General features: G+C 62.1%; 15 protein-coding genes and 2 riboswitches. Of the genes, 4 read left to right on the top strand and 11 right to left on the bottom strand.

Going from position 1 to position 20,560, the window contains the following annotated elements:
- Window positions 1-77: 77 nt before the first annotated feature.
- Entirely contained in the window at window positions 78-1,610 is a 1,533-nt protein-coding gene (gene norR / locus GU3_RS00440) for a nitric oxide reductase transcriptional regulator NorR (RefSeq protein ID WP_014290581.1), read from the top strand.
- 266 nt (window positions 1,611-1,876) lie between these two features.
- On the opposite strand, the gene GU3_RS16565 is transcribed toward norR, so the two are convergent.
- The 5 genes from GU3_RS16565 to GU3_RS00415 form a co-directional block, all read right to left on the bottom strand.
- Complete coding sequence (locus GU3_RS16565; RefSeq protein WP_014290580.1) at window positions 1,877-3,847, bottom strand: AAA family ATPase; 1,971 nt, start codon at window positions 3,845-3,847, stop codon at window positions 1,877-1,879.
- 213 nt (window positions 3,848-4,060) lie between these two features.
- Complete coding sequence (locus GU3_RS00430) at window positions 4,061-4,486, bottom strand: PGPGW domain-containing protein (RefSeq protein WP_014290579.1); 426 nt, start codon at window positions 4,484-4,486, stop codon at window positions 4,061-4,063.
- 174 nt (window positions 4,487-4,660) lie between these two features.
- Window positions 4,661-6,097, bottom strand: coding sequence for a sodium:solute symporter (locus tag GU3_RS00425; protein WP_014290578.1), 1,437 nt, complete (start codon window positions 6,095-6,097; stop codon window positions 4,661-4,663).
- Window positions 6,098-6,176: 79 nt separating this feature from the next.
- Window positions 6,177-6,283, bottom strand: a riboswitch (TPP riboswitch).
- 51 nt (window positions 6,284-6,334) lie between these two features.
- Window positions 6,335-7,255 carry a DMT family transporter gene (locus tag GU3_RS00420; protein ID WP_014290577.1) on the bottom strand — a complete coding sequence of 307 codons (921 nt, stop codon included), beginning with the start codon at window positions 7,253-7,255 and terminating at the stop codon, window positions 6,335-6,337.
- Window positions 7,256-7,284: 29 nt separating this feature from the next.
- On the bottom strand, window positions 7,285-7,893 hold the full coding sequence (locus GU3_RS00415; protein ID WP_014290576.1) for a nitroreductase family protein: 609 nt from the start codon (window positions 7,891-7,893) through the stop codon (window positions 7,285-7,287).
- A gap of 109 nt (window positions 7,894-8,002) precedes the next feature.
- Here GU3_RS00415 and GU3_RS00410 point away from each other — a divergent pair, with 109 nt between their 5' ends.
- Window positions 8,003-8,893 (top strand): LysR family transcriptional regulator, encoded by an 891-nt coding sequence (locus GU3_RS00410; RefSeq protein ID WP_014290575.1) that lies wholly within the window; start codon window positions 8,003-8,005, stop codon window positions 8,891-8,893.
- A gap of 40 nt (window positions 8,894-8,933) precedes the next feature.
- Here the strand turns inward: GU3_RS00410 and pyrC are convergent, their stop codons facing one another.
- The gene (gene pyrC / locus GU3_RS00405; protein ID WP_014290574.1) at window positions 8,934-9,968 is read right to left on the bottom strand and encodes a dihydroorotase; all 1,035 of its coding nucleotides are present in this window, start codon (window positions 9,966-9,968) and stop codon (window positions 8,934-8,936) included.
- Between the two features lie 197 nt (window positions 9,969-10,165).
- A riboswitch (TPP riboswitch) is annotated at window positions 10,166-10,261 on the top strand.
- 48 nt (window positions 10,262-10,309) lie between these two features.
- Here pyrC and GU3_RS00400 point away from each other — a divergent pair.
- The gene (locus GU3_RS00400) at window positions 10,310-11,083 is read left to right on the top strand and encodes a 3-oxoacyl-ACP reductase (protein WP_014290573.1); all 774 of its coding nucleotides are present in this window, start codon (window positions 10,310-10,312) and stop codon (window positions 11,081-11,083) included.
- Window positions 11,083-12,381, top strand: a complete 1,299-nt coding sequence (locus tag GU3_RS00395) for an LLM class flavin-dependent oxidoreductase (RefSeq protein ID WP_014290572.1) — start codon at window positions 11,083-11,085, stop codon at window positions 12,379-12,381. The genes GU3_RS00400 and GU3_RS00395 overlap by 1 nt, the downstream gene beginning before the upstream one ends.
- Window positions 12,382-12,489: 108 nt before the next feature.
- On the opposite strand, the gene GU3_RS00390 is transcribed toward GU3_RS00395, so the two are convergent.
- The 5 genes from GU3_RS00390 to GU3_RS00370 all read right to left on the bottom strand — a co-directional run bounded on the left by GU3_RS00390 (window position 12,490) and on the right by GU3_RS00370 (window position 20,539).
- Window positions 12,490-13,218, bottom strand: coding sequence for an ABC transporter permease (locus GU3_RS00390; RefSeq protein WP_014290571.1), 729 nt, complete (start codon window positions 13,216-13,218; stop codon window positions 12,490-12,492).
- Entirely contained in the window at window positions 13,215-14,153 is a 939-nt protein-coding gene (locus GU3_RS00385) for an ABC transporter ATP-binding protein (RefSeq protein WP_014290570.1), read from the bottom strand. Before GU3_RS00385 ends, GU3_RS00390 begins: the two co-directional genes overlap by 4 nt.
- Entirely contained in the window at window positions 14,150-15,286 is a 1,137-nt protein-coding gene (locus tag GU3_RS00380) for an ABC transporter permease (RefSeq protein WP_014290569.1), read from the bottom strand. The genes GU3_RS00385 and GU3_RS00380 overlap by 4 nt, the downstream gene beginning before the upstream one ends.
- 234 nt (window positions 15,287-15,520) lie before the next feature.
- Entirely contained in the window at window positions 15,521-16,432 is a 912-nt protein-coding gene (locus tag GU3_RS00375; RefSeq protein ID WP_014290568.1) for an ABC transporter substrate-binding protein, read from the bottom strand.
- A 72-nt stretch (window positions 16,433-16,504) separates the two neighbouring features.
- Complete coding sequence (locus GU3_RS00370) at window positions 16,505-20,539, bottom strand: hypothetical protein (protein WP_014290567.1); 4,035 nt, start codon at window positions 20,537-20,539, stop codon at window positions 16,505-16,507.
- Window positions 20,540-20,560: the final 21 nt, after the last annotated feature.

The following is a 20,560-nucleotide window of genomic DNA, read 5'->3' as shown; positions in this document are numbered from 1 at the left end:
TGGATTAATAATTGTTGATGGTATTTTTTACCCTGCTCGATTAGGGTAAATAAAACCCTTTAATGGTGAAAATAACCATGTTGTATGAACTCCTGCTGGCGGATCTGGCCGCCGAGTTGCCCAGTGCCGTGCGGCTCCAGAGTCTGGTGCGCATGATGCGCGAGCATTTTGGCTGCGGCGCCGTGTGTTTATTGCGGCTGCAGGACGGCGTGCTCAGCCCGGTGGCGGTAGAAGGCCTGGTGCGCGAAGCGCTGGGGCGGCGCTTTGTGGTGGCCCAGCACCCGCGGTTGGCGGCCATTCTGGCCAGCCGCAGCACGGTGGCGTTCGCCCCCGACTCGCCCCTGCCCGACCCCTACGACGGCCTGCTGGAACACCATGTGGGCGAGGCGCTGCCGGTGCACGACTGCATGGGCATCAGCCTCTATGTGAACGGCGAACAGTGGGGCGCCCTGACCCTGGACGCGCTCACCGCCGGCACCTTTGATCAGGATGCTCAAGACTCGCTGCAACGGCTGGCGCTGACCGTGGCTGCCGCGGTGCGCATGACCCGGCTGGAGCGGGACATTCGCGCCCTGCGCCTGGCCCGGCAGGATGCGCCTGTGCCCCTGGGCGATCACCAGGAAGGGGAAATTCTGGGCCAGAGCACCGGGCTCAAGCGGCTGCTGCACGAGCTGGACGTGGTGGCCGACTCGGATCTGCCGGTGCTGCTTACCGGGGAAACCGGGGTGGGCAAAGACCTGTTCGCCCGCCGCCTGCACCAGCGCTCCCCCCGGCGGGACCGGCCCTTGGTGCAGGTGAACTGTGCCGCCCTGCCGGAATCCCTGGCCGAAAGCGAGCTGTTCGGCCACGTAAAGGGCGCCTTTTCCGGCGCCGGCAATGCCCGGCCCGGCCGCTTTGAAGCCGCCGACGGCGGTACCCTGTTTCTGGATGAAGTGGGCGAGCTGCCGCTGGGCATTCAGGCCAAGCTGCTGCGGGCGCTGCAAAATGGCGAAATTCAGCGGCTGGGGGAAGACGCGCCGCGCAAGGTGAACGTGCGGGTAATTGCCGCCACCAACCGCCAGCTCCACGACAGCGTGCGCGACGGCCATTTTCGCGCCGATCTCTACCACCGGCTGTCGGTGTATCCGGTGCCCATTCCGCCGTTGCGGGAGCGGGAAAACGACGTGTTGGTGCTGGCCGGCCATTTTCTCGAGCTGAACCGGGGCCGGCTGGGCCTGCGCAGCCTGCGGCTGTCCCCCGCTGCCGAACGCGCCCTGTGTGCCTACACCTGGCCCGGCAACGTGCGCGAGCTGGAGCATGTGATCAGTCGCGCCGCCATCAAGGCCCTGAGCCGGGGCGCCGACCGCGCCGACATCATTACCCTGGAGCCGGAACTGCTGGACCTGGCCGGCAATGAGCCACTGGCCCAGCCCGTTCAGGCGGAAAACAAGCCTGCCGCGGTGACACCCATCCCGATGGTCAGTCTGCAACAGGCCACCAACCAGGCCCAGCAACAGGCCATTACCCAGGCCCTGGCCGCCACCGACCACAACTGGGCCGCCGCCGCCCGCCTGCTGGAAGTGGATCCCAGTAACCTGCATAAATTGGCGAAGCGGTTGGGGATGAAGTGAAGGGAGCACCGCCCACAGCTTGCCCTGGCTGAGCACGCTGCCGGTCTATCAAACCAAATAGGGAGGCTGCAAGAGCTTCGCCGAAATGACGGTGGTTTGAAGTAAGATAAAAGTGGCGCTTTGATGAAACTATTGTGTCGCAGGTTTGTAAGTTAAAAATCTTATTTATATATAAATTACTTGTATTGTTAAACTTTATTTAACTAATAACTAGAAAGCTAAATGATAGCTTTCTAGTTATTAACTTAACTGTTTTACTTTGACTTCTATATTTCACAGATCTCTGCAATTACATGGAAGAGTAATCTAAAGGCACTCCGTTCAAAGCTTTCAGATATTTCTTCTCTCTTAACTATTTTCTCTACAAAAGCTGACTTTGAAAGGCCTACATATTGACCATTGCTATTTGTTATTTTATCTGCTGGTTGATCAAATACCTTTTTATCACATTCATGGTTTTGGTTTGGTTCTTTTAGAGTTCTATATGTTTTTTCTCCGTTTGTTGGTAGTGTGATGATCTCTATTTCGTTAGTAAACCATAGCCTTTTTCTTGACTCCGGCTCTTCTGTTCGCAAGTCAACATCTTTGTAATAAAGTTCAATGCTTAAGTTGCTATATCCTACCCTGTGAGGTGGTGTCGGTAAGCAGACAGAGTAAACCTTGTTTCCCCAGAACTTGTAACACTTTTCATCCTGAGTCATTTTTTTGATTATTTTTGGGTTATCTCTATCAAAGATAAATATTAGTTTTCTTTGTTGTGGTAAATCTGCCATGTATTCACACATCTGGCTGAGCTTTATATCACCCATATCAACGTTGCTGTCAAACTCTAAGAATTCAATGTGAAGATCTTTGAATTCACCTAATGCTCTCAAAGTTTCTAGTGCTAGCTTTATGTGTTGCCAATCTGTTTTGCCTTCAGTAATAATTAAAGGCCGGCTGTCTTTTTCTAATTCACACTTTAGTTCGTTATATCGTTCTTGAAATTTTTTGTTATTATTAAGGAATATTTCGTGGCTTTGCTTGAACTCAGTGAAATCCTCAGCTGAAATTTTATTGCCAAGAGGTAAGTTGAAAATGTCAACGTCCCCGCTCTCATCCATTCCCAAAAGAAATAATGGGGAATGAGTTGTTATTATGAATTGTACTTTGGGGAATTCTCTTATTATTAGTGGTAGCACTGCTTTTTGAAAGTTTACATGGAGGTGTAAATCAACCTCATCTATGAGAACGATGCCTGTTATTTCATTAAGTTTTTCGGGTGTATTTCCGCTAACAAGTTCGTAGGCTCTTATTATCTCTGTCGCCAGCCCTAATGTCATCAATTCACCTGAAGATAACTGGCTTAACTCTGGTGCAACTATTTCTTCATCATTTGAGTTTTTATTTTTTAAAATAACAGTAATCTCTCTGTTTCCCTTTCGCCCTATCCCTACTCTAGCATACTCAATATTTTTATCTTTGGCCTTAAACATAGCAGTGAGTATTTCATTTATCATATTTAATAGCTGTGTGTTGGGGCCGTGATATCCCTGAAACTGCCTTACGGTTAATCCATTTGATAGTTGTAAATCACCGATTGATTTCTCGTGCACCTCTCGGTCCAAAATGATGTTTAATATCCACCTTTGAGTCTCATTAATAATATTTGTCCTTATCGTGTTTATTTTTGGTTGGCCGTAGAAATTATCTTCTTTTAGAAGGTTTATGTTTGCTTTTTTATTCATCCAGTACGCAGCTTCATACCGAAAATAGGGGAAGTACAGGAATGATAGTTTGCTTAGTTCTTCTTGGTATGCACCAGAGGTGACCGCATTTTTGTAAAATCCAGATCTTGAGAACTCTTCATTGTAAAGGTTGGGGATGTCGTTTATTTGTCCTGCAATTTGTTTAAAATCTTCATTGGGTAATCTTGACACTACCTCATGAAACTTAAGCTCAGCCAAGCTATTTGATATTTCTGCATAAACATAGCTAAAGCCACTGTTTTTTCTAATGTATTTTTTTGAAGATACTCTTATATATTCTGTTTCCCCAACCTCTTCTAACTCTCTGAAATGCTTCTTTCTTGATTCTGTCATGGCATCAAGTATTGTTGCCAGCGTCAAAGACTTTCCTGCTCCGTTTTGTCCGACAAGAATAATTGGTATTGAATCGCCTTGGTCGTTGAAGCGAGGTGTGATGTTGAGCTCACTTATAGGCCCAAGGTTTTTTATTGCTATTTTTTTAATATACATTAGCATTAACCTTTTTATGTTTTAGGTGTAGTTAAATGACTAAATATGAGTTGAAACGAGAAAATAAACTAGTCGACAATTCGACACTGCTCGGATTAAATTTAAGGTTTGTTTCGTATGGCGCTTATTGTCTGTAGTCGAGAAGCAAAAAGCAATGCTGACTGCGACTTTTGCGAGTGTTTAAAGGTTTCTGATACACAAACGGGTGGCTCTTTACCCCTCACCATCAAACCTCAGCGGCTCCCGCCCGGCCCGTTTGCGCAGCCAGTTCACGCCATTGCGTACCGAGGGCATCCTGAACAGCCGGCGTTCCAGTTGGTATTTGCCGGGAAAATTCAGCAGCACCAGGGCGATCAGTATGGTCAGCAATCCCTGACCGGGCAGCACCAGCATGGCAATGCCCACCAGCAGAAACACCAGCCCCAGCAGGTTTTTCAGGATCAGCAGCAGCCAGCGGATCAGCGGATGCTGTTTGGCCCAGGGCACCCGGTGGCGGTATTCACCGGAAAAGTAATTCACCGGAATGCGCACCACCAGCCAGGGAATAATGATCAGGGAGCCGATAAAGCTCACCAGGCTGGCAAGGCCCAGGGTCCAGATCAGCGCCGGGTTGTCGAATAGTTGCAGAAACTCATTCACGGATAGGGGTACTCTTTAACATCAAGTGGCTTGTTCAGGTTGCGCCATTATGAGGGAAAAAACGTCTGCCGGCAGCGATCAGAATGAACAGGGCGGTCTCGGGCACAAAAAAACCGGCGGCCTTATGGCACGCCGGTACTGTTTTTACGACGAAACGGTTGCGACGAAACGAACTCAGCTTTCCAGGCTGCGCACCCGGCCGGCCAGCGCATTAAAGTCAAAGGGCCGGCTGGGCACCAGCAGCAGCAGGATGGAAATGGCCACCGGCACCAGGGTAGCCAGCAGGAACGACTCCAGCAAATGGGTGGCGGCCTGGCCCGGGGCGGGGAACAGCATCAGGCCGGCCACCAGGCCGCCGAGGGTGCTGAGCATGGCGTTCCAGCCCTGATAGAGGGCGTTGTAAAAGCCGAAAAACACCGGAAAGGCGGCGGCGCAGCACAGCAGGTCCGCCAGCAGGAACAGATACAGCACGCTGTACCCCTGCGAGGCCACATAGAGCACCGGAATCGACACCAGCACGATTAGCCAGCGCGACAGGCCCAGCAGGGTGTGCACGCTGGTTTGCGGCAGCAGCCGGCGCAGATCCACCACCAGCATGCTGGTGAGGCCGCTGATGGTGGAGTCGGCGCTGCTCATGATCAGCGCCAGGCCAAAGGGCAGCAGGCCAATGGCAAACCACAGCGGCATGTTGGGCATCAGCACGCTGAACAGCGCCACCGAGCCATCGCCGGGCAGCGCCAGGCCCACAAAGGCCAGGCCAAACAGCCCCATGATGAAGATGATGGGAAAGCTGAGCACGCCGCTCAGAATAAAGCCGTTGCGAATGACCTTGTTGTCCCGGGCGGCAAACACCCGCTGCCAGGTGCCCTGGTAGAACAGGCCGGTCAGCACCACGGCGAGGAAGAAGGTCAGGCCCGACTTCAGCCCGGTGGTGTCGAGCGGGTCAAGCAGGTGCGGGGCGGTTTGCTGCAGGCCGGCCAGCACCGGGGCCAGGCCGCCGGTGGCCTGCCAACCCAGCACAATCAGGGTGAGCAGAAACGGCAGTATCACCAGCATCTGCACCCGGTCGGTGAAAATGGTCACCCGCAGGCCGCCATACAGGGTATAGAGCAGGGTGGCCGCCATCACAATGCCGGCGGTGGCCCACAGCGGCACCGGCGCCAGCAGCGCCACCATCTGGGCGATGGCGGTGAGGCCGGCGGTGAGGGAAATAAACAGGTAGAACAGCATGATCACCAGCACAAAGCCGTACATGCCCCGGCCGTAGCGGCCCAGCACAAACTCGGTGAGGGTGTGGCCGGCGGGCATCAGCTCGCGAATGCGCTTGCCGAGCGGAATCATCACCAGCCGGGGGGCCAACACCCCCAGAGCGTAACCGGTAACGGCGCCAATGCCGCCCCAGGTGGCGGCCTGGGCCGGACCGAATAAAATCCAGGTGCCCATGGTGGTGGCCAGCAGGGTCAGGGTGGTGGCGCTGCCGCTCTGGCTGTTGCGAGCCACGATAAAGTCTTCCGGCTGATCGTTTTGCCGGCGGGCGTAAAGCAGACCCGGAATGGCGAAGACCGCCGCAAATAAACAGAGCCATAAAATGGCGGTGGTGGTGTCCAGCATGTGTTCTCCCTCTGCCCGGGTGGGCACTAAATGGCCGGGGCATGCGGGCGACAAGAGGGAGAGGGCGGATCGGGATTGCAGGATCCTTCGTTTCCTTCCCTTCGCCGGCATTACCCGGATCAGGTTCTAAGGGTTACCGCCGGTGTGGCGGAGTCTCAGCCCGTGTGGGCTCCCCCAGGAATAGCGAAACGAGGGTAAGGGGCGGCGGCGTGGTTGTCAATGCGGGCGGCGGCCCCGTCAGCGACGGGCCGGGTGCGCGGCGGACAGGGCGCGGCCTGCGGTCTGGCGTTGCAGCCACCAGGTGGCCAGGCAGGAGAGCAGGATGCCGGGCCAGAGGCTGGCCGCCACCGGTTCGCCGCCAAACAGCCAAAGCAGCAGGGCGACCGCCGCCGGGTTGAGGTAGGTGTAGGCCATCACCCGTTGCGGGCCAAGGTGAATGCTGCCCCCCTGAAACAGATAGCCGCTGGCCAGGGTGGCGCACACCACCAGGTAGCCCATGGCCAGCCAGTCGCCTCCTTCAAGGGCTTGCCATTGCAGGGGGGTATCGGTCAGCCAGACCATGAGCCCCATCCAGACCGCACCGCCCAGCAAGGTGGCGCAGGTGAGTATGGCCACCGAATCGTTGCGATACAGCAGTTTCATGCACAGCGAATAGGCGCACATGCTCAGCACCGCCAGCAGAAACAGCCGATCCCCCGGATTGAGCTGCAGCGCCAGGGCCCGCGCCGGGCTGCCCTCAAAAATCACCCACAGCGCCCCTACCATGCCCAGCAGGTAGCTGATCCCCTGCACGGTGGTGATGCGGGTGCGCAGCAGCCAGATGCCCGCCACGCCGGTCAGCAGAGGCACCAGAGTGAACAGGGTGCCGGTGTTCAGGGCCGTGGTGCTGTGCAGCGCCTCAAACAGCAGAATGAAAAACAGCGAATAAAACAGGCTGATCAGCAGCCCCCGGGGCAGGGCCCGCCACAGTTGCTGCCGCCGGTCGGCGCGCCACAGCACCCAGGGCAGCAGCAGGGCGGCGGCCAGCACAAAGCGCAGCAGGGTGAGGGAGGCCGGCGGGGCCTCGGTTGCCAGCCGGGCCGAGATGATAAAGGAGCCCGCCACGAACAGGGTGGCGAGCAGCACACGCCCGTGGGCGTGCCAGGTTTGCATGGTCATGGCTTTTCTCCCGAATGCCGTTCGCCGGCTCAGTCGGCGAAACGATCCCGTATCCGCACACTCTCCAGGGCCCGTTGTCCCGCCCTGGGTCGGGCGGCCCTGGTGGCCTTGCCAATGGTCAGCATCATGCCCACCAGGTGGCCTTCGGGCAACCGGATCAGCTCGGCCACGCGCTCGGCGTCAAAGCCGATCATGGGGCAGCTGTCGTAGCCCATGGCCCTGGCGGCCAGCATGGCGGTCTGGGCGGCGATGCCCACGGAGCGAAGGGCTTCATCGCGCTGCAGTTGCGGCTTGCCGGCGTAGAAGCCGTGGATCATCGACAGCATCTGGTCGCGGACGTCGGCGGGGGCGTCGCGCCAGCAGTGGCCGGGATCCTTCTGCCAGGCCTGGGTGTCGGCACAGAGCACCAGCAGCAGGGAGGCGTCGGTGATTTGCGCCTGATCCCAGGCGGCGGCGCGCAGCTCGGCCCGCAACTGCGGGTCTTCCACCTGCACAAAGCGCCAGTGTTGCAGGTTGAAGGAGGTGGGGGCCTGCAGCAGGTACTGAAACAGTTGCTCGATGTCGGCCTCGGGCATGCGAAAAGTCGCATCGTATTGCTTGATGGCGCGGCGGGTCGTGATGGCGTCGAGGGTATGCATGGTCTGACTCCTGTGATGAAGGATGATGTTCGGGTTGGTGGTCAGTATTCCATGTGCAAAAATGAAGAAAAACAGAATTGGTGCAGAGGTAATGTGCATGAATGCACAGATGAATGACTGGCAAGACATTTACACCGCCTACCAGGTGGCCCGGCTGGGCTCGCTGAGCGCGGCCGCCCATCAGCTGGAGGTGCACCACAGCACCGTATTGCGGCGGATCAACGCGCTGGAAGCCCGCATGGGCACCCGCCTGTTTCATCGTCACGCCCGGGGCTACGTGGCCACCGAGGCCGGCCAGGCGTTGCTGGCCGCCGCGGTTCAGGCCGAAGAGGCGTTCAGTCGCATGCGCGCCCGGGTGGGGGAAAGCGAGGCCCTGGCCGGGACCCTGATCCTGACCTCGGTCAACAACCTGGTACCCTACCTGACGCCCTTGCTGGCCGAGTTTCAGCAACGGCACCCGAACATTCGGCTGGAATATGCCGCCGACCGGCGGGTGTTCCGGCTGGATCATGGTGAAGCCCATGTGGGCATACGCTCGGGCCATAAGCCGGAAGACCCGGATTATGTGGTGCAGCACCTGACCCGGGCGGCGAGCACCCTTTATGCCAGTCGTGACTATGTGCGCCGCCACGGCCCTCTTTATTCCCTGAACGAGCTTGCCGGGCACCGTTTTGTCAGCACCACGCAGCCACGGCCCGGCAGCGTGTTTATGCGCTGGATGGAGGCCCATGTTCCGGCGGCGCAAATCTTCTACCGGGTGCAGGATTTCACCGGTTTTATTCCCGCGCTGCAGGCCGGGCTGGGCTGTGGCCCGCTGAGCTGCTGGCAGGCCAGCCTGGCCCCTGAGCTGCTGCCCCTGTTGCCGCCCCCGCCAGACTGGACTTATGACCTCTGGCTGACCAGCCACGGGGATTTGCACCGTTCGGCCAAGGTGCAGGCCTTTACCCGTTTTCTCAAGCAGAGGATTGCCGAGCGCCAGGCCGATTTTATGCCGGCATAAAAAAACGCGGCCGGGGCCGCGTTGCTGAGTGCCATGACGGTTATTTTACCGTCCAGCCGATGGTTTCGCCGGCGCGAATGGGCACCAGCTGGTCGCCGCCCAGGGGCAGGGTTTCGCCCACGGTCCAGGACTCTTTCACCAGGGTGATGGTGTCTTGGTTGCGGGGCAGGCCGTAGAAGTCGGGGCCGTTGTGGCTGGTAAAGGCTTCCAGCTTGGCCAGCGCGCCGGCTTCTTCAAAGGCTTCGGCATACAGCTCCACGGCGGCGTGGGAGGTGTAGGCACCGGCGCAGCCGCAGGCGGCTTCCTTGCGGTGCTGGAAGTGCGGCGCCGAGTCGGTGCCCATAAAGAACTTCTTGCTGCCGCTGGTGGCGGCACGCACCAGGGCCTGCTGGTGGGTGTTGCGCTTGAGAATGGGCAGGCAGTAGTAATGGGGACGAATGCCGCCCGCCAGCATATGGTTGCGGTTAAACAGCAGGTGGTGGGCGGTGATGGTGGCGGCCACGTTGTCGCCGGCCTGCTCCACAAAGTGCACCGCGTGCTCGGTGGTGATGTGCTCCAGCACAATCTTGAGATTCGGGAAGTCGCGCACCACGTCGGGCAGCACGGTTTCCAGGAACACTTTTTCCCGGTCGAAGATATCGATGCGCGAGTCGGTCACTTCACCGTGCACCAGCAGCAGGGTGCCGGTTTCCTGCATGGCTTCCAGCACCGGGTAGATGTTTTTCACATCGGTCACGCCGGAGTCGGAGTTGGTGGTGGCGCCGGCCGGGTACAGTTTGCAGGCTACGATGGCGCCGCTGGCGCGACCCTTGCGGATCTCTTCGGGCTGCGTGTTGTCGGTGAGATACAGGCTCATCACCGGCTCAAACTGGCTGCCTTCGGGGCGTACCGCCAGAATGCGTTCGCGGTATTCGTTGGCAAGCTCGGTGGTGGTCACCGGCGGCACCAGGTTGGGCATGACGAGGGCGCGGCCCAGGTAGCGGCTGGCGTCGCGCACGGTATCTGTCAGTTGCGCCCCGTCGCGCAGGTGCAGGTGCCAGTCGTCGGGGCGGGTAATGGTCAGTGTGGTTGTCATTGTCGGCTCGGCGTTATCCATGGCTTTTGAGGCCTTTATTATCCACCCGCGAGCCTTTTTCACCAAACTTCTGAAAACGTAAGGGGTGAGGCGTAAAGGGTGAGGGGGGAAAACAGGCCGTCTGGCGGGTGATTGTTCACCTCACACCTTACCCCTCACGCCTCTCGCCCTTGGGCGCAGGGGTATGTTATGGTCTGTGCCGAGACACGGGGTGTCCTGCATGCAGGGCTGAGATAACACCCGTTGAACCTGATCCAGTTCATACTGGCGAAGGGATGTCAGCCTGCCGGTTCGTGCCATTGCTGCCTCATCATGCCTTCGCCTCAGCTTCGAGGTAGAAAATGCAAACGTCCATTCAACTTAATGAACAACTGGTGCTGGTCACCGGCGGTGCCCGCGGCCTGGGCGAACAGCTGGTGCGCGCCTTTCTGCGCGAGGGTGCCAGGGTGGTGATCAACTACCTGCACAGCGCCGAGGCGGCCCAAAAGCTGGCCGCCGAGTCCCCGCAGCAGGCCCTGGCCATTCAGGCCGACGTGACCGACGCCGCCGCCGTGCAGGCCATGTTTGCGCAGGCCGAGGCCCACTTCGGCTGCCCGGTAACCACCGTCATCAACAACGCCCTGCCGGCGTTTTCCTTTAACGGCGATGCCCGCACTCACGCCAATGAGCTGGCCTGGGAGCACCTCAACCAGCAGCTGGAAGGGGTGGTGGGCGGTGCCATCAACACCACCCGGGCGGCGCTGGCCGGCATGCGCAAGCAGGGCTTTGGCCGCATCGTCAACGTGGGTACCAACCTGTTCCAGAACCCGGTGGTGCCTTACCACGACTACACCGCCGCCAAGGCGGCGCTGCTGTCGCTGACCCGCACCCTGTCCCAGGACCTGGGCCCCGACGGCATTACCGTCAACATGGTGTCCGGCGGCCTGCTGCGCACCACCGACGCTTCCGCCGCCACCCCGGAAGCGGTGTTTGACTACATCGCCGCCAGCACCCCGCTGCGCCGGGTGACCACGCCGGCGGAATTTGCCGACGCCACCCTGTTCTTTGCCTCCCCCTGGTCGCGCTCGGTCACCGGCCAGAACCTGGTGGTGGACGGCGGTCTGGTGAAAAACTGATGAGCAGCAAGCAACGCATGATGCACCTGAACCTGTTTCTGTTCGGGTGCGGCCACCATAGAGCCGCCTGGCGTCATCCCCATTCCGCCGTGGAGCAGCTGGGGGACATTCGTTATTACGAGCGGCTTGCGCAAACCGCCGAGCGCGGCAAGCTGGACGCGGTGTTCTTTGCTGACGGCCAGTCCACCGGCAATGTGGCAGACGGCAGCTACTGGTTTCTGGAGCCACTCACCGCCATGGCGGCCATGAGCCGGGCCACGGATCGCATTGGTTTTATCAGCACCGTCTCCAGCACCTTTTTCACGCCCTTTCATGCCGCCCGCATGATGGCCTCGCTGGATCATATTTCCAATGGCCGCATGGGCTGGAACGTGGTCACCTCCATGTTCGACGTGGAAGCCCGCAACCACGGCTACGAGGCCATGCCGGCCCACGCCGAGCGTTATCGCCGGGCCGAAGAATTCGTGGACGTGGTGATCAAACTGTGGGACTCCTGGCAGGAAGGGGCCCTGGTGATGGATCGTGCCGGCCACTACGCCGATCCGGAAAAAGTGAACCCCATCAATCACCACGGCGAGTTCTTTCTGGTGGACGGACCGCTCAATGTGCCACGTCCGCCCCAGGGCCACCCGGTGTTGTTCCAGGCCGGCGCCTCGGAGCAGGGCCGGGCACTGGCGGCCCAGTGCGCCGAGGCCATTTACGCCGTGGCCTACGATTTGCCGGCGGCCCAGGACTATTACCGGGACATCAAGCGCCGGGTGCAGGAGGCTGGACGCAACGTGGACGTACCCATCATGCCGGGGCTGGTGACCTATGTGGCTTCTACCGAAGCCGAGGCCAAGGCCAAGCAGCGGGAGCTGGATGAGCTGTTGCCCGCCGACGCTTCGCTGCGCCAGCTGGGTACCTACGTGGGCCAGGACTGCTCCGGCTGGGAGCTGGACGCGCCGGTGCCGGCACTGCCGTCACTCGACGTGTTCACCGGGCCCAAGGGCCGTTACGCCACTATCTTGCGCATTATTGAAACCGAGCAGCCGACGGTGCGCCAGCTGCTGGGCCGGCTTGCCGCCGGCGGCGGCCACTGCACCATGGTGGGCACGCCGGAGTCGATTGCCGACCGCATGGAGCAGTGGTTCCGCAATGAGGGCGCCGACGGCTTTAACCTGATGCCGCCGTCACTGCCCGCGGGCATTGAGGACTTTGTGGATCAGGTGGTGCCCGAGCTGCAGCGCCGCGGCCTGTTCCGCACCGAGTATGAAGGTCGCACCCTGCGGGAGCATCTGGGATTGGCGAGACCGTAAGGAAAGTCATTCAAGGAATGTCACCCCCGCGAGGGCGGGGGTCCATTCTGCCGGTGACGGTGCAAGCCGCCCTGGACTCCGGCCTTCGCCGGAGTGACGATTAGGGGCTCACCCGCCCGGTGGCGTCAGCCGCTGCTCCAGGCGGCGGAACAGGGCGTCGAGCACCATGGCCATCAGTGCCACCATGATGCCGCCTTGCAGTACAAAGGCCAGGTTGTCGGTGAGCAGGCCGGCGATGATCACTTCGCCAAAGCCTTTGGCCGCCACCGTGGAGCCAATGGTGGCGGTGCCAATGCTGATCACCAGCGAGATACGAATGCCCGCCACCAGGGTGGGCAGGGCCAATGGTAACTCTACCCGCCACAACCGTTGCAGGGGCGTCATGCCCATGCCCCGGGCGGCTTCGCGTACGCTGGGTGGTATCTGTTGCAGGCCGGTGACCGCGTTTTCAAAGATAGGCAACATGCCGTACAGCAGCAGGGCCACCAGGGTGGGCGTCAGGCCAAAGCCCAGGGCCGGCACCGCCAGGGCCAGTACCGCCACCGGCGGAAAGGTCTGGCCCAGGTTGGCCACGGCCCGGGCCAGGGGAAAGAACGGCTGCCCCGCCGGCCGGGTCACGGCCACCGCGGCCCCCAGTGCCAGCAGGGTGGCCGCGGCAATGGCGGCAAACACCGCCAGGGCATGCCAGCCCAGCAGGTGGGCAAAGCTGTCGCGGGCATAAATGACCGGGGCGCGTTCATCCACCAGAGGGCGAAACAAGGGTTCCAGCATCTCCATATTGACGGTGAGCAGCGTCAGCAGCAGTGCCGGCACCAGCCAGCCGAGGGTGCGGCTCATGCGCCGGATCCCTGTTTCAGCAGCGCGCTCAGGGTCACGGCGCCGATGGGCTTGCCGGCCCCATCCACCACGGTCAGCCGGTCGGCGCCCTGCCACATCAGCTCGGCCATGGCGTCCCGCAGGCTGGTGCCGGCGGCCATGGCCGGACCGGCGAGGGTATTGGCCGGGGTCATGATCTCGGCCAGGGTCTGGGTGGCGAGCAGCCGCAGGGCCCTGTCCTGGCCACCCACCAGGCTCTGTACAAAGCCCGGTTTCGGGTGGCGCAGCAGGGCTTCGGGGCTGTCCATCTGCAGGATTTCGCCCTTGTCCATTACCGCGATGACATCGGCCAGCTTGATCGCTTCTTCCAGATCGTGGGTCACCATGATGATGGTAATGCCCAGCAGTTGTTGAATATGCAGCAGCTCGTCCTGCAGGTGTTCGCGGGTAAGCGGATCGAGGGCACCAAAGGGCTCGTCCATCAGCAGCAGCTCGGGGTGGGCCGCCAGCGCCCGGGCCACGCCCACCCGCTGCTGTTCGCCGCCGGAAAGCTGGTGCGGGTATTTGCCGGCAAAGGTGGTGGCATCGAGCCGGAACAGGTTGAGCAGCTCGATGACCCGGGCGTCGATGTCGGCCCTGCTCCAGCCCAGCAGCCGGGGCACGGTGGCAATGTTGCGGGCAATGGTCTGGTGCGGGAACAACCCCACCCCCTGAATGGCGTAACCAATGCGCCGGCGCAGTTGCTCCGCGGGCAGGGTGGTGACGTTCTGACCGTTGATCAAAATCTCGCCGGCGCTGGGCTCAATCAGCCGGTTGAGCATGCGCAATGTGGTGGACTTGCCGCAGCCGGAGGTACCCACCAGCACACAGAACTGGCCGCGTTCCACCTTGAACGAAAGATCATTAACGGCAAGCTGAGTGCCAAATCGCTTGCAGAGGTGCGTGACTTCAATCATGGATGCCGGCCTTGTTGCAGGGCAATCAGGGTGTCGATAAGGGTGGCGAACAAAAACGCCAGCAGCAGGGTGGGCAGGGCGCCCAGGATCACCAGATCGGTGGCGGTCTGTCCCAGCCCCTGAAAGATATAGGTGCCGTAGCCGCCGCCGCCCACCAGGGCCGCCACCGCCACCAGGCCGATGTTGAGCGTGACCACCACCCGCAGGCCGCTCAGGATCACCGGCAAGGCCAGCGGAAATTCCACCTGCCACAGCCGCTGGCGGCGGCTCATGCCCATGGCGGTGGCCGCCTCGCGCACACGGGCGTCGACCCGGTCAAAGCCCAGCGCCGTGTTGCTGACGATGGGCAGCAACGAGTACAGAAACAGGGCGATCACCGCCGGGGCGGCGCCAATGCCGCGAATGCCGAGCTCCCCCAGCCAGGGATGGGCGCTGGCCAGCAGGCTCAGGGGTACCATCAGCAGGCCGAACATGGCCAGGCTGGGCACGGTCTGCAATATATTGAGCACCGGAAACAGCGCCGCCCGCAACGCCGGCGAGCGGTGGCAGGCCATCCCTAAGGGAATGCCCGCCAGCACCGCCGGAATAATGCTACCCAATGCCAGTTGCAGATGGCGCAGACCCTGACGCCAGAAGTCGCTGCGGTGGTGAAACTCTTTCAGTAGTGACAGGTTGTCACACAGACCCGATGCCAGCAGCGCAAAAACGGTACTGGTAACGGCGGCCACCAGTGCCAGCCGGGCCAATGGCCCTAGCTTCAGTCGCAGGGCGGTATCGGTGATCAGCAGGCACAGCCAGAACAGCCCCAGCCAGAATCCCGCCCCCAGCGACACCCGGGCCAGCGGGCCGGCATCGCTCAGCAGGGCGGTGGCGGTGTGGCCGGCGGTGGCCACCAGCAGCGGCAGGGCCAGGGCGGTAAGCAGCAGTCGCAGCCTGAGCCCGAGGTTCACCAGGCAAAGCGGCAGTAACAGCAGCGGCCACAGCCCGAGTGTTCCGGCGGCGGTCAGCAGCCCCAGGGCCTCGCCGGGCAGAATGCGGTTGGGTTGCAGGCCGACAAAGGGCAGCGCCAGCAGGCTGGCCACCAGTGCCAGAGCCAGCAGGCCGCCGACCTTGTCGGTGTTGGGTAAGGTCAAAGCAACTCCTTCATCGCTGAATACCGTCATCACCGCGCTTATTGTCATCCCCGCGAAGGCGGGGGTCCATGTTGAAGACAGCGCCGTGTTTATGTAGTCGCCGTTTTAGCCGGCGCAAACATGCAGGCGGCTGTGCACTAAAAGCCTGTTGCACAGGCTCTGCCAGCTAAAGCGGCAGCTACGCTATGCGCATGTTGCATGGTTTGCCCCAATAAATTGGGGCCTAAAGGTTCATCAGTTCTGGCTCAGCCCGGCGAGATAATCGGCGGCCACGGCTTCGGCGCTTTCGCCGCCGATGGCGATACGGCTGTTCAACTGCTGCAGGGTGGCGACGTCCAGCGATGCGAACACCGGCTCAAGAATGCCGGCGATCTCCGGGTGCGCCTTGAGCACGCTTTCCCGCACGATGGGAGTCGGGGCGTATACCGGCTGCACCCCCTTGTCGTCGTCCATGACCACCAGGCCCACGGAGGCAATGGCGCCGTCGGTGCCATACACCATGGCGGCATTGGTGTGGTCGGTTTGCAGGGCGGCGGCCTTGATGGTGGCGGCGGTGTTGCCGCCGGAGAGCACCAGCAACTGGTCATCGTTCAGCGCAAAGCCGTAGGTTTGCTGAAAAGCCGGCAGTACCGCGGGACTGGACACAAACTCGGCGGACGCCGCCAGCTTGATCTCGCCGCCTTCACTGACATAGCGGCCAAAGTCCGACATGGTGGCCAGCTGGTTGGCCTCGGCGATGTCCTGGCGTACGGCAATGGCCCAGGTGTTGTTGGCGTTGGCCGGGGTCAGCCACACCAGTTGGTGGGCATCAAAATCCAGTTGCTTGGCCAGGGCATAGCCCTGTTCAAAGTCCTTCCAGGCGTCGCTGTTTTCCTTCTGGTGAAAGAAGGCGGCGTTGCCGGTGTATTCCGGGTAAATATCGATCTCCCCGGCGATAATGGCCTTTCGTACGATGGGGGTGCCGCCCAGCTGGCTGCGGTTTTCCACTTCCAGGCCGGCATTGTTCAAGGCCTGATAGATCAGGTTGCCAAGCAGGCCGCCTTCGGTGTCGATTTTGGAAGACACGACGATGGGCTCCGCCGCCGAAGCCGGCAGGCCAAGAACGGCGGAGAGAGTAAAGATGGCCGAAGCCAGCAGCGTTTTCATGACGTTGGTCCTTATTCGGCGAAGTCGGAGGGTCCATTTTTAGGGTACCCCATGGTGATTTTCATCTGAACCCTACTCGGGCTTTTTCGGCGTTGTTGCGGAATCCTGTCCGGCCCGTTTGGCCTTTAGTAAGGGTAGCGGCCGCCACAGGCCATCGCGGGTGAAGCACTGCCAGCCCCAGCGCAGCCAGCCCAGCAGGGCAAACGCCAGCCACAGCGCCCACACCAGCATCAGCAGCCGGTACACCAGCAGTGGCACCGACAGCACCCAGCCGGTGGCCAGGGTGGCCTCGCTGCGATCCTGATACCAGTTCAACCGGCGACCGTCGGAGCCGTTGCCGGCAATCTGCATCTCGGGCAGGCCCAGCAGTCCCTGCTGGATGGCGTGGAACAGGTAACCCAGTGCCAGCAGGGTCAGCAACGCCAGCCCGATTTGCGCCAGGTTGAACCAGGCCCCGGCCTGCCGGTGCTGCCAGCGATCGCGCAGCCCCAGGGCCAGCAACCAGAACACCACAGTGGCGGCCATCCACAGCGGTACCTGGGTTAGCCCCAGGTCCAGCAGCAGCCAGTGGCGGAAACGCAGCGGTGACAACGGCAGCCGTGCCAGCCCCGCCGCCAGCAGCACGGTCACGGCCAGCAGGCTCCAGAACAGTACCGCGGGCCCCAGCCTGGGGCCGCCGGCAAACAGTACCCAGCGATCCTGGCCCAGGGTCAGTGCCAGCCGATGGTTCACGCTCTCGCTGTTGAGCTTTACCGGCGGCGTGGTGAACAGGGTTGTTATGCCTGGCGTTTGCCGCCAGTGCACCTGCACGCTCTGGGGGCCGGGTTGCAATGGCAGCGTCAGCATTTGCTCACTCAGGCGCAGCGGCAGGGTGCGGCCGTTGATGCTTACCGATTGCAGCTCGGCGCCGTCGGGCAGTTGCAGCGGATACTGGCTGCCCTGGCTGCTGCGCAGGATCAGCTCCAGCCGCGCATCGGTGGCCCGTTTGCCGGGTTGTACCCTGAGGGTGCTGCCATCCACCGTCAGGGTCTGGCCGGCGATGGAAGCGGGGCGCTGAACCTGCAGCCGCACCTGCTCGCCGGGCCAGGGCCGCCATTCGGGCAGCCACCGATCGCCGGCGCCCAGGTGGTGGATGGCGGCGATCCCGGTGCTTTGTACATGCCAGAGGGGACTGGCGTTCAGCCGCCAGGTTTCGCCCCAGTGTTGGGTGTGCGGTGCGCTCAGGGTCAGTGAATCGGTCCGCGCCAGCGCCGACTGCCAGCTCAGCTGGCGCTGACCGGCGGCCAGGCTGATCCGGGCCTGGCCGTTCACCACGTTAATGCCGTCGGTGAGCACCGACTCACCGGGCAGCAGCGGGATCTCAAGGTGCAGGGCGCTGTCAGCATCGTTTTGACGAACGAGCTGGTTGTCTACCCGCCAGTCCAGCCCCAGTTGCAGAGTGCGGGTGAGCCGGGCAAAGGCGGGCAGGCTGCCTGGCTTCAGGCCGGTATTGTCCGGCTGGCCGTCGGCAGCCTGGCGGCTCAGCTGCAGCCGGCCTTCGGGGACGCCGTCTTCGTTCAGGCCCTGCAGGCGCCAGCCAGTGAGCCGGGCCTCCAGCTGTTTGGGTAGCAAGGGCAGAGGCAACTGCAGGCTGGTCTGTGTGGGCAGCGGGCCGCTCAGGGTAATGCGGTGAATGCCTTGCGGCAGTGGCAGATACAGCAGGCCGCCGGCATCACGCCATAATCCGTCTGCGGGAGCGCCGTTCAGCAAGACCCGCTCGGGCAGCCATTGCGCCCGTTGTGCCGGCAGGGGCACGGCCATGGCCGTTTGAGTGTGGACATCTAGCTCAAGGATCAGCTGATCCGGAGTGGCGGCCAGCACCATGCGGGAAGTCAGTGCACACTCCGGCAGGCACGCCGGCGGCGCCAGCAGCCGGGCTTTCAGCTCGGCCAGCAGCTCGGGGGAGGGAAACTCGGCCCGGGCCTGGGGCGCCGTGGTCAATAGCGGCAGTACCAGCAGGGCGGGCAGCCAGGACCACAGTGGTTGCTGCAGGTACATGCCCCTGCGGCGGGTAAAACTCACACCGGCCATACGCAGTACCAGGGCGCACAGCAGGGCCACCCGCAGCAGGCTGAGGGCGGTGTTGACGCCGGGAGACAGCAGCACCAGCCGCAGCTGCTGCTCCTGGGTGACCGGACCGTTCCAGCCAAATTCCACGCTGCGCCACTGCCAGTCGGGCAGGCCCGGACCGGTTTGCAGCAGCGCATCGGGATCCAGCCGGGGCAGGGCGCTGGGCTCGCGGGCAGGGGGCGCCATGGGGGCACCCTTGAGCGACAGCGCTTCGTCGGCCAGCGATTCCACCTCGGTTTGCACCTGGCGCGGGCTGCTGACGGCGGCGGGCGCCAGGGTGCCGGCGCGTGCCAGTTGCGGATACAGGGCGGTGCGCACCTCGTCCACCATAAAGGGAATGGCCACCAGCACCAGCAGCAGCAGGGTCAGCAGGCGGTAGCCGGCAATCCAGCGGCGCAGTTTGCCCGCGGGCAGGGCCCGCAGCAGGGCGGCGGCGGCCAGCAGGTGCAGCCAGATCCAGCGGGGCGGGCCCAGCCCGGATGGCTGATGCCAGATTAGCCCCAGGGTCAGCAGGGTGAGCAGGCCCCAGGGCCAGCCCCACAGCCGGAACGCCGCCACGGCGGCGATCAGCACCAGAAACAGATCCAGCAGTGTCCATCGCTGCAGCCAGGTATGAGGCGTGCTGTCCATGCCAAAGGCCGCCAGCAGGCTCCAGCCCGGCGGCAGATGCAGCCGGCTGCTCAGTTGCTGCACGTTCTGGTTCCAGCCCACCGCCGGCAGGGTGTGGGTGTCGTCCTCAAGCCGGCTGTCAGCGACCAGCGCCAGCTGGCCGTGACGCACTTCCACGCCGGGGCGGTCGGCGTCGTCCAGCCGAGTGATCAGCCGGGGCTCTCCGTTAATCAGTACTCGGCCCAGCTTCAGCGGCGGCGTGGTTTCCAGCCGCCAGCCCTGGCTCAGGGTGCCGGTCAGTTCGTCCTTCAGGGTGTAGCCGCCGCCATCAAAATCCAGCCACAGTTCCCGGCGCAGGGTCAGCCGGTTGGGCTCGGGGCTGGGGTTTCCCCGGCGCTGCACGGTCAACGTCATGGTGGTGCCCGGGGTCATGCGGTAGGCGGGCCACGACTGCCATTCCGGCGGCAGCCCGCTTTGCCCCGAGTCCACCACCGGCGGTCCGCTGATCTCCACCAGCCGCAGTTGCGGATAGGCTTCCACCGCCCAGACTTCTTCCTCGGGCCAGGGCGCGGGAACGGCCGGCAGCGTCAGCGCCTTTACCTCGTCGGGGTGACGACTGAGCAGGTGCAGTTGCCAGCGGCCCGGGCGTGCTTGTATGCGAAGCCGGCCGTCCGGCTCCAGCCGGGCGGGCAGGGGGCTGTGAAGGGCCAGGGGGATCTGATCGGTCAGCAGCGCCGGGCCCAGCAACAGCTCCCGGGGCTCGCCGGCCACCTGCAGCTCAATGCGGGTGTTGAGTTGCAGCGGAATGTCGTCGGCCAGGTGGCGATAGACATTCACGCTCAGGGTATTGGCGGCGGGCGCTGAGGTCTGGCTGCGCCGGCCCGGCCAGAGCCGGCCCTGGTCATCCAGCTCGGGGCCGGCCACGGGGCGGCCCTGAAGGCTCAGCGCCAGCAGGCCGGTGCCGGGGTCCAGTTGCAGGCTGGCGGGCAGCCGGGACCAGTGCCAGCGGCCTTCCACCCGGTGCTCGCCGGCGGGCAGGTTCAGTACCGGTCGGCCGTTGCGCTCGGCCAGGGTGGCCGGTTCGCCATTTACCCGCACCTGCTGGGGCCAGTGCGCATCGTCGCCGGGCAGGGGCACCTCGGCGGCAGCGTGCAGTTGCCAGCCTTGTGCAAAGCGGCCGCCGTCGTCGGCAAGGGCAAGCTCCAGCCGGCCCGGCCAGGCGCAGCGGCGCTCACTGCCCTGCCGGTACAGCAGCGGGCAAGGGGGGCGGTTGTCATCATGCAGGGCCCAGTCCACCCAGGGTTGCAGCGAAGCGGGCACTTGCTTTGGGGGTTGGGCCGTTGCCGGCAACAGAAAAAGCAACAGCAGCAGGGTCAGCAGCGGGCACATAAGGTTCCTTTCCGGCGGCGC

The organism is Oceanimonas sp. GK1 (genome assembly GCF_000243075.1).
In the GTDB taxonomy this organism is placed as follows: Bacteria; Pseudomonadota; Gammaproteobacteria; order Enterobacterales; family Aeromonadaceae; genus Oceanimonas.
The sequence above is the reverse complement of the archived record's forward strand: the minus strand, read 5'-3'. Positions and strand labels throughout refer to the sequence as shown.